Raw genomic sequence first — 9,608 nt, forward strand, 5'->3', positions numbered from 1 at the left:
ACTCATTTTTAACAATGCTCTACCCCCAAAAATTAGACTAACTATTGGGGGTAGGGCAAATTTCACCACACTTTTGTTTTTATATTAGTTATTTGTTGCTTGTGCTAATTTTTTCTTTTCTAAACGTAACACACCTAAATGAGTCATATAACAGCAGAAGATACAACCGCATACTGCGAATAACAAGAGGTAGAAACCTGCGTCCCAACCAAAGCGTTCTGCCAAAATACCAAATAATGCAGTGCCAGAAAAACTACCTAAAATATAACTGAGTAAACCACGTAACCCCGTTGCTGAGCCTGCGGCAAATGATGGCACTAACTCGATAGTTTGTAACGATGATAAGAACATTGGCACATAAATCAAACAACCGATAATTCCTGCACCAATGGTGACGGTTAAGAGATCTTGTCCTCCCCAATAAGCGAACATTGCTGCACCTACGCCAATTAAAGTAATGATTGCAAGTGGCATACGACGACCTTTGAAATAGGTATCTGTTAACCAACCAGCCAATAATGTTGAAGGAATTGCTGCCCATTCAAAGATAGCAAATGCAGTTGCCATTTGACCTTTTGAGAAACCTTTAGTTTCTAATAAGTAAAGTGGTAACCAAGTTAACACACCGAAACGGATCATATAAGTAAATACATCGATGAATGATACAAACCATACATTGATATCCTTCACAATATAATTGCGGAAGATTTCCCATGTCGTAAGGTTTACATTCTCTTCTTTAGTAACGATCAACTCTTCTTGTTCTGTGCCTAATATTTTACTTGTTGGCGGTAAACCTTCATTATAAGTACGGCCTTTACCAACGACATACACTAGGATAGCAACGATAGTGGCTAATATCACTGGTACAATAAAATGTGCTGCTTGCCAATGTTCTGTACCTAACCATGCAATACTTGCGCCAGCGATTGGCGCCACTAAGCCGCCCCCTACATTATGTGAGATATTAAACATTGCGGTGGTGATACCACGAGATTTACGAGGAAACCAGCTTGCCAATACCACATAAGCAGGACCTGCACCCATACCTTGGAAAATACCATTCAGAATGCAAAGAAATAAAAACACCCAAAATGATGCGCTAAAGCCCATCATGAAATTTACTGCCGCTGACATCATTAAACCGAAAATCATAAAATGTTTTGGGTTAGATTTATCAGCAAAAGCAGACATAAAGCCTTTACTTAGACCGTACACGACTAACATTGTGCCAGAAATAAAGCCTATGTCTTTTTTGGTGAAACCGAATTCGCTGATTAGCTCTGGTGAAGAAAGTAAGAAGTTATTACGCAAAATGTAATATGCAGCGTAACCGATGAAAATGCCGAAAAGAGCATGCCATCTTAAACGATTATAGCGTTCAAATTGTTCCGTTTCTGGTACTGGTTTACCCGGCTTTGATGCTAAAAATGAAATCATAATGTAATACCTTTAATAATAAAAAATAGGAAATTTTTATTTCTCGTTCAAGAAATTGGGCGATATGTTAATATGTCTGAAACAAAAGGCAATACATTGAAATTTAAGTCAAAATTGACCTTTTTGAGTTTTTTTGTGTGTCAAAAATAACTCAAAATAATTGAATGCAATGATGTTTTTATACGCTGGGAGAAAATTGAGATAAAATTCACCCCTTTGTAGAATGTGAATAAAAAAAATTTTTTTAATTTTGTGACCTAAATCACAAAAATGGATATAAAAATGAACAAATTTATCGGCTATTTAAGCCTGTTATTCGTATTGTTGCTTACGATTCAGGCACAAGCTAAAGGCTTGGTCATCGCAACGTCCTTTGCACCAGAAACTATGGATTATATTCAAAAAGAATGGAAAGAAATTTATCCAGAACAAAATATTCGTTTAATTAACCGTACTGTGAATTCATTAGAGCGCTTGTTAACGCAACCCAATATAGAGGGCGTGGATTTGGTACTAAGTTCGTCACCTTTTTTGTTTCAACAGCTACAACAGCAACAGGTTTTATTCTTATTACCCGACTCCCTGCAACAACATGATAAATGGGTGCCTCATCAATTAAGACAAACTACCACAGCGGTAGCGTTCTCTGGCTATGGTATTTTTTATAATAAAACCTTACTGAAGGAACGTCATCTGCCCGTACCAACAGATTGGGATAGTCTGTTACATAGCAATTACTTTAATAGTGTATTAGTGAGTTCGCCTTCACGCTCTGGTTCAAATCATATTATGTTGGAAATGTTGCTACAACAACGAGGTTGGATACAAGGTTGGCATGATTTTTTGACCCTCTCTAGTAACTTATCTTTGATTTCTTCGCGTAGCTTTAATGTTGCCGATAAAGTTAAAGCTGGTTTAGCGGTTGCAGGGGTAAGCATTGACACCTATGCGCTTAATTCACCTAGCCATTCAGATGTTGGGTTTGTGTACTTCCCACATTCTATTGCTTCCCCTACTTTTGTAGCTATTCATCGTAATAGTAAGCATATTGAAGAAGCGATAGTATTTATTAGCTTCTTATTATCAAACCAAGGACAGCAACTGGTAGCGGCACATAATTTTGCCAAATATCCCTTTAACCCTTTAGATGTTAAAGATTCTTTATATGCAGAACAACAAAAATTAATAAATGAACCTTTACTGGATTATGATCGCCTATTGGCGCGTGAATATTTAGTAAAAAAGCTCTTTGATGTGGCAATTACCTTTCGTTTAGCTCAACTCAAAGAAGCTTGGAATGCTCTAAATGAAAAAGAGAAAAAAATAGGCAAAAAATTAACTGCACTTCGTGAACAGCTAACAGCAATGCCATTAACAGAAGCACAGGCTAATGAAAAACATTTTTTAACACAATTTAAAAATGATAGAGCCTTTGCCTTAATGCAGGAACGAAAATGGACAGAATTCTTTCAAGGGCAGATCAATAAAGTCTTACTCGCCCTCGAAGAATAATAAGGTTATTTCATGCAACTGGAAAAAATGAAAAAAACAACCATTACACAGGTGTTGAAAAATGCCTTTGCAATGAGCCTGATGCTGAGTGTAATTTTAGGTATAGTGAGCCTTTTTTCTTGGTATCAGCAACATAAACAAGTGAATTATATTTTAGACGATTATTTTCCAAAAACTCGCCTTGCATTGAAATTGGAAGATAATGTTGCCACCTTTCTTAATGAATTAGATCGCTTTGCTGCGGTGAAGAATAATATGAGCCGCCAGACAATGTTTAAACAGCTCAACGGACAGTTAGAACAAATTGAGCAAGACGCTTTGGTATTGTCTGATGATGTGCATGATGAAGGACGGATTTTGCAGAATATCGCCGATTTAAAGGCATTGATTGTAAAAATTCATACCCATTTAAATCAAAGTTTTCATATTGAGCAAAAAAAACAAGAATTAGCGACTAAGTTACAATGGTTGCATGATGACTTTAATAATGAAATTGTCGCATTAGGGCAGGAATTAAATTGGCAACAAATTAATTTATCTAAACAGCCTGTTTCTCATTATCAATCCAGTACAGAAGCCTTTAATTTGCAAAGTGAATTGCAAGCTATTGCCCAGCTTAAACATACTGAAGATAATATTAAAACTGAGATTTCACAATTTTTGTACGGATTGGATCAACAAGATATTTTGCTGAAATATCAAACATTGAAAGAGTTGGTCATAAATTTACAGCGTAGCGCTCCCTTACAAACTAACAATCCGAGTATCACTACTTTACAACAAATGGTGGAAATGTTGGTAAATATAATTGCCCCGTACCAAGATTTAGATGTTTTAGTGGCAAACATTCATCAATTTCAACTATCAGCAATAGAAATTAGTCAGCAACAAGCGAAGATTTTTCAATCGACACGAAAGATTACGGAAGGCATTCTGGTAAAAACGAATGAATATTTGTCCACCCTTAATCAGAATATGAAACAACAAACGCAGATTAGCGGTTTCATTATTGTGGCAACTTTGTTGATAGCATTGATTTTTATTTGGTATTTTACTCATTTTTATCTGCAAGGACATCTCACCAAGCGCTTTGAAAACTTAATTGAAGCCGTAAAGTTACTCAATAAAGGGAAAGAAGAATTGCCGATTCAGGTCTCGGGTAATGACGAAATTGCAGAAATTAATCAACTGCTGAAACACCATACGGAAATGATTAAAGAACGCCGTATTATTGAACAAAATTTACGTGATACGCAGAATGAATTAATTCAAGCCGCTAAATTAGCAGTAGTAGGGCAAACAATGACGAGCCTTGCTCATGAAATTAATCAGCCATTGAATGCAATGGCAATTTATTTATTCAGTCTGAAAAAGAGTTTACAGACAAATAATCTACCACAAGCTGAAACTTATACCGATAAAATCAATAAATTGGTAGGGCGTATTGCACATATCGTGAAAGGATTACGCCAATTTACTAAACGCCATACGCTGCAAGAGCCACTACAGCCTATTTCTCTTAGACAAGCAATTAATGCCGCATGGGAATTGCTGGAATTACATCATCAACCAGTCCAAGCGCAGTTATCGGTTGAAAATGAAGCCGTGGTGAAAGGTAATACCATTTTGTTAGAGCAGATTTTTGTCAATCTATTGAGTAATGCGCTTGAGGCGTGCAAAACACAAGCTCATATTCAGATTCGCATTCATTCTCGTCAATATAAAACATATGTTTATATTGAAGACAATGGTGAAGGTTGGCAGATTGAAAATGCAGATAAATTATTACAACCTTTTTATAGTAATAAAGAAGTCGGGTTAGGCCTCGGTTTAACCATTTGTCAACGTATTATGCAACAATTTAACGGCAATCTTTATATCGCCTCTAGCTTACATAAAAGTGCGGTGATTATTTTAGAATTTCCGTACTGTGAATCACATTTATTAGGAATAAAATATGAATTATAACAATACCGTCTTATTAATTGATGATGATCAAGATGTATTACAAGCCTATCAGTCCTTGTTAGAGCTAGAGGGTTATCGCACCATTGCGGTAAATAATCCAATTTCAGCGTTAGCACAGATTAATGAAAACTGGCAAGGCATCGTAGTGAGCGATATTTATATGCCTCAAATGTCAGGTTGGGAATTGCTTGAACAAATTCATGCCAGAGATAAGCATTTACCAGTTATTTTAATTACTGGACATGGTGATGTGCCAATGGCTATTGAAGCGATGAAAAAAGGTGCTTTCTATTTTATTGAAAAGCCTGTGAAGCCAGAACAATTATTACAACAAGTAGCACAAGCCTGTGAGCAACGAAAAAACCAGTTAGCTACGCAATTATGGCAACAGAATGAACTCAAAATGTATTTTATCGGGCAAAGCCATTGGATTAAAACGAAACGCAAACGCTTGCAACAATTATCCGAAACCAATTTACCAATTTTTATTTTCGGAGAAATTGGCACAGGCAGAACCTTGGCGGCTAACTATTTATATAAATTAGCAAAATCACGTTTTGAGCAAAAATATTTTCTTGAATTGTTAGATGCGGAGGATAGCGAAATATTACAAAGTCAGGTTTCTCATTTAAAAAATGCGGTCATTATTTTAAAAAATATTGAATATCTAACCAAATCCGCGCAAAAATTGTTGGCACAATTTATTCAGCAAAATCAACAAAATCGTGTAATTGCAATCAGCCAATATTCGCCACAACAATTGTTATCCGAATATAGCTTATTGCCCGAATTATTTTATGCTTTCAACCTCACGCAGATTGAATGTATTCCTCTGGCACAACGCCCATCAGATATTGAGCCGTTGTTTCGTCATTATTTAGCGTTAACTTGCCAAAAGCTGAAAAAGAAAAAACCAACAGTAACAGAGGCTTTCTTAAAACAACTGCTATCCCAACAATGGTTAGGGAATATTAGTCAATTGATTCATACTGCTGAACTCTATGCGGTGGGGGTTACTGTTCAGAATGATAATTTACATTTCATACCAGAGCATCAGGGGGAACTCTCGTTGGATTCATTAATTGAAGAGTATGAAAAAACCGTGATCACCGATGTGTTAGAGCGTTTTCAAGGGCGTATCAATGACGTTGCTGAATATCTACAGATTCCGCGTAAAAAACTATATTTACGTATGAAAAAATATGATCTCAGCAAAGAAGATTATAAAGACTAAAACAGCATTTTAGACAAAATGGCTGCAAAACCTGCTAAAAATCAATGAGATAGTGTAGTACACATCGAAAAAGGGGAAATATTTTAACAACAATTGAACTATTTAACGGCTAACGATTTTGTCAGTTAGCCTAAAATAGCAAGGTCTTAGAGCAAGATTTTCGTGGGGGCAAAATAAAAACTGCCCACCAGTTATTTGAAATGTTGGCTGTTTTTAGCCATAAAAAAATCTGCACCTTAATCCGTTAGCAATTAGTCCAACTTTTGGGGCACAGATCACAAGATACGTTTTTCTTTATAAATTTACTACTGCTTGGATTCTTTGTTCAATGCCTGCTGCATCTAAACCTAAATCTGCATAACTTTCAGCTTGAGTCGCTTGTGGTACAAAGAAATCTGGAATACCGAGCATCACAAGCGGTCGAATTTTACCAATTTTTTGCAAATATTCATTCACGAAACTGCCCGCCCCGCCCTGAATCGCATTCTCTTCTAAGGTCACCAATAACTGATGAGAGTCCGCTAATTCAGACACTAATTGTTCATCAAGTGGCTTCACAAAGCGCATATCGACCAACGTATAGTCATATTTTTCCGCCACAATTTTGGCTTTATTGAGCAATGGCCCAAAGTTCAGAATCGCCACTTTTTGCCCTTGGCGAATCGGCTTAGCTTTACCAAGCTCAAGAACTTGCATAGGCTCTAATGGCACACCCTGTGCATTGCCTCTTGGGTAACGCACAGCAGTCGGCGCATTGGTATGATAAGCGGTATAAAGCATTTGACGCATTTCATTTTCATCCGATGGACACATAATGGTCATATTCGGAATGCAACGCATAAAGCTCACATCAAACGCACCTTGATGGGTTTGTCCATCTGCTCCAACAATTCCCGCACGGTCAATTGCAAAAATTACAGGTAAATTTTGGATTGCCACATCGTGAATCAGCTGATCATAAGCACGTTGTAAGAAGCTTGAATAAATCGCTACTACAGGTTTATAACCTGCAATCGCCAGCCCTGCACCAAAAGTGACTGCGTGCTGTTCCGCAATCGCCACATCAAAATATTGCTGTGGAAAACGCTTAGAGAACTCAACCATTCCCGAACCTTCACGCATTGCAGGCGTAATACCAATCACTTTACTGTCCTGTTGCGCCATTTCGCATAGCCATTGCCCAAAAATATCTGAGTAGGTTGGAATCGCTTTTACTTTGGGCAATTGTCCGCAAGTGGGATCAAATTTAGGCACGCCATGATAACCAATCGGATCATTTTCCGCTGGTTCATAACCTTTGCCTTTTTTGGTACGAACATGTAAGAACTGCGGGCCTTTTAACTCACGCATATTGCTGAGCGTTTTAAGCAATTCATCAATATTATGACCGTCAATTGGGCCGATATAGTTAAATCCAAGCTCCTCAAATAAAGTGCTTTCAGGCGAAATCACCCCCTTCATATGCTCTTCACTTTTCTTCATAAAGTTTTTAATAGTCGGCACTTTATCTAGCACTTTTTTACTGCCGTCACGCACAGTCGTATAAATTGAGCCCGAAAAAATTCGTGCTAAATGGTTATTCAGCGCACCAACATTTTCGGAAATCGACATTTCGTTATCATTTAAAATAACTAGCATATCTGTATGTAACGCACCTGCATGGTTCATCGCTTCAAATGCCATACCTGCAGTAATCGCGCCATCCCCAATAACACAAACGGTTTTACGTCCTGCGTTTTCTTTTTCTGCCGCAACCGCAATACCAACACCTGCACTGATGGACGTTGAAGAGTGCCCAACACTTAGCACATCATACAAACTTTCTCCACGCCAAGGGAAAGGGTGAATCCCATTCTTCTGGCGAATAGTGTGCATTTGGTCACGACGACCAGTAAGAATTTTATGAGGATAAGCTTGGTGACCAACGTCCCAAATCAGTTGATCGAAAGGGGTTTGATAAACATAATGCAAAGCCACTGTAAGCTCCACCACCCCCAAACCAGAGGCTAAATGACCGCTTGTTTGGCTAACCGATTCAAGTAAATAAGCACGAAGCTCATCCGCTACAGGTTGTAATTGCTCTTTTGAGAGCAAACGCAAATCTTCTGGAGAATTGATTTGGCTTAACAGAGGATATTTGTTTTGCATAGTGTTTTCTTTGAATTTAACCACGAATAACACGGATTAACACGAACCTTGCAAAACCAACGAAAAATTTGACCGCTTGTTTTACCTTGTTCGTGTTATCTATGGTTTAAATTAGTTTTTAAGATCTTCGGTTAATGTTGGTTGGATCGTATTTAAAATTTCTTTTACTACACGAGCTTGACCTGCCACCACATTACCTGATTTTAAGTAATCTGTCCCACCAACGAAGTTCGTTACAATTGCACCTGCTTCACGTGCAATTAGATCGCCCGCTGCGCAATCCCATGGTTTTAAACCGATTTCAAAGAAACCATCCACACGGTTTGCCGCAACATAGGCTAAATCCAGTGCTGCAGAACCTGTACGACGGAAATCTGCCACACCGTTATTCATTAAACCTTCGAGCATATTTAAGTGCGCTGGACGATGTTTAGCTGCTTTGAAAGGGAAACCTGTTGCAAGTACCGTGCCGTTTAAATCACGACGCTCTGTATCTACACGCAAACGGAATTCATTGAGTTTTGCACCTTCACCACGTACCGCAGTGAAAAGTTCGTTACGGATAGGATCGTAGACCACACCCACCGTTGTACGACCATTTTCACGTACCGCAATAGAAACTGCAAAATGAGGTAAGCGTTTCACGAAATTCGTTGTGCCATCTAATGGATCAATCACCCATTGCACATTTTCGTTTTCGCCAGTCAAAATACCTGACTCTTCACCAACAATTGCGTGATCAGGATAAGATTTACGGATCACATCAATAATCGCAGCTTCAGCCGCTTTATCAATTGCAGTTACGTAGTCATTTGTACCTTTTTGAGCCACTTCGATTTCACTCGCGGCTTGCTCATAGCCTTTAGCAATAATATTGCCTGCTTTTCGTGCAGCACGAATAGCAATGTTTAACATTGGGTTCATAATTCCACCAGATTTTAAAGAACATAAAAAGACGTACAATTATAAAGAAACTTAGCAAATAAAGGAATAACAAGCGGTCTGATTCTCAAATTTTTTTGCAAAAAAACGATATTTTACTAGGCGAATAAACTATAATAACCCCAAATTTTCCCTAAGGAACGATAGAATGAAACCAAAATTTAATGAAAATAAACCTCGCTTTCAAACCGTTGATGAACGTCGTGATAGCAAATTCCAAACAAAATCTGACCGCTTTGTGATCTGCACCCCAAAACCTGGACACCTAATTTGAGGTGCAGATTATGTCTTATTCTTATCAATTTCGTTTAAACATTATCAAACAAGTGACCGAACAGGATTTGGGTATTCGTGAGGTCGCTAA

7 protein-coding genes and 1 pseudogene are annotated in these 9,608 nt (G+C 37.9%); 5 read left to right on the top strand and 3 right to left on the bottom strand.

Annotated features, from left to right (window positions below; genetic code table 11):
- Positions 1-84: 84 nt before the first annotated feature.
- Complete coding sequence (locus tag F8M47_RS03070; protein ID WP_150538749.1) at positions 85-1,440, bottom strand: MFS transporter; 1,356 nt, start codon at positions 1,438-1,440, stop codon at positions 85-87.
- Positions 1,441-1,722: 282 nt separating this feature from the next.
- Here F8M47_RS03070 and F8M47_RS03075 point away from each other — a divergent pair, with 282 nt between their 5' ends.
- The 3 genes from F8M47_RS03075 to F8M47_RS03085 are packed head-to-tail and all read left to right on the top strand — an operon-like array spanning position 1,723 to position 6,154.
- The gene (locus F8M47_RS03075) at positions 1,723-2,952 is read left to right on the top strand and encodes an ABC transporter substrate-binding protein (RefSeq protein ID WP_150538750.1); all 1,230 of its coding nucleotides are present in this window, start codon (positions 1,723-1,725) and stop codon (positions 2,950-2,952) included.
- Between the two features lie 12 nt (positions 2,953-2,964).
- The gene (locus F8M47_RS03080) at positions 2,965-4,920 is read left to right on the top strand and encodes an ATP-binding protein (RefSeq protein WP_244298043.1); all 1,956 of its coding nucleotides are present in this window, start codon (positions 2,965-2,967) and stop codon (positions 4,918-4,920) included.
- A complete protein-coding gene (locus F8M47_RS03085; protein ID WP_150538751.1) occupies positions 4,910-6,154 on the top strand; it encodes a sigma-54-dependent transcriptional regulator in 1,245 nt (414 codons plus the stop codon). Before F8M47_RS03080 ends, F8M47_RS03085 begins: the two co-directional genes overlap by 11 nt.
- 294 nt (positions 6,155-6,448) lie before the next feature.
- Here the strand turns inward: F8M47_RS03085 and dxs are convergent, their stop codons facing one another.
- Positions 6,449-8,302, bottom strand: a complete 1,854-nt coding sequence (gene dxs, locus F8M47_RS03090) for a 1-deoxy-D-xylulose-5-phosphate synthase (protein ID WP_150538752.1) — start codon at positions 8,300-8,302, stop codon at positions 6,449-6,451.
- A gap of 111 nt (positions 8,303-8,413) precedes the next feature.
- Positions 8,414-9,226 (bottom strand): inositol-1-monophosphatase, encoded by an 813-nt coding sequence (gene suhB, locus F8M47_RS03095; protein ID WP_150538753.1) that lies wholly within the window; start codon positions 9,224-9,226, stop codon positions 8,414-8,416.
- Between the two features lie 166 nt (positions 9,227-9,392).
- On the opposite strand from suhB, the gene F8M47_RS12345 reads away from it, so the two are divergent.
- On the top strand, positions 9,393-9,518 hold the full coding sequence (locus F8M47_RS12345) for a hypothetical protein (protein WP_280177510.1): 126 nt from the start codon (positions 9,393-9,395) through the stop codon (positions 9,516-9,518).
- A gap of 10 nt (positions 9,519-9,528) precedes the next feature.
- Positions 9,529-9,608 (top strand): annotated as a pseudogene (locus tag F8M47_RS12215) (transposase); the annotation flags it as partial.

The organism is Actinobacillus vicugnae, assembly GCF_901687125.1.
Lineage (GTDB): Bacteria > Pseudomonadota > Gammaproteobacteria > Enterobacterales > Pasteurellaceae > Actinobacillus > Actinobacillus vicugnae.

Bases quoted from the DNA above. Each gene is read 5' to 3' on its own strand.
- F8M47_RS03070 (WP_150538749.1), bottom strand. From the start codon at position 1,440: ATGATTTCATTTTTAGCATCAAAGCCGGGTAAACCAGTACCAGAAACG.
- F8M47_RS03075 (WP_150538750.1), top strand. From the start codon at position 1,723: ATGAACAAATTTATCGGCTATTTAAGCCTGTTATTCGTATTGTTGCTT.
- F8M47_RS03080 (WP_244298043.1), top strand. From the start codon at position 2,965: ATGCAACTGGAAAAAATGAAAAAAACAACCATTACACAGGTGTTGAAA.
- F8M47_RS03085 (WP_150538751.1), top strand. From the start codon at position 4,910: ATGAATTATAACAATACCGTCTTATTAATTGATGATGATCAAGATGTA.
- dxs (WP_150538752.1), bottom strand. From the start codon at position 8,302: ATGCAAAACAAATATCCTCTGTTAAGCCAAATCAATTCTCCAGAAGAT.
- suhB (WP_150538753.1), bottom strand. From the start codon at position 9,226: ATGAACCCAATGTTAAACATTGCTATTCGTGCTGCACGAAAAGCAGGC.
- F8M47_RS12345 (WP_280177510.1), top strand. From the start codon at position 9,393: ATGAAACCAAAATTTAATGAAAATAAACCTCGCTTTCAAACCGTTGAT.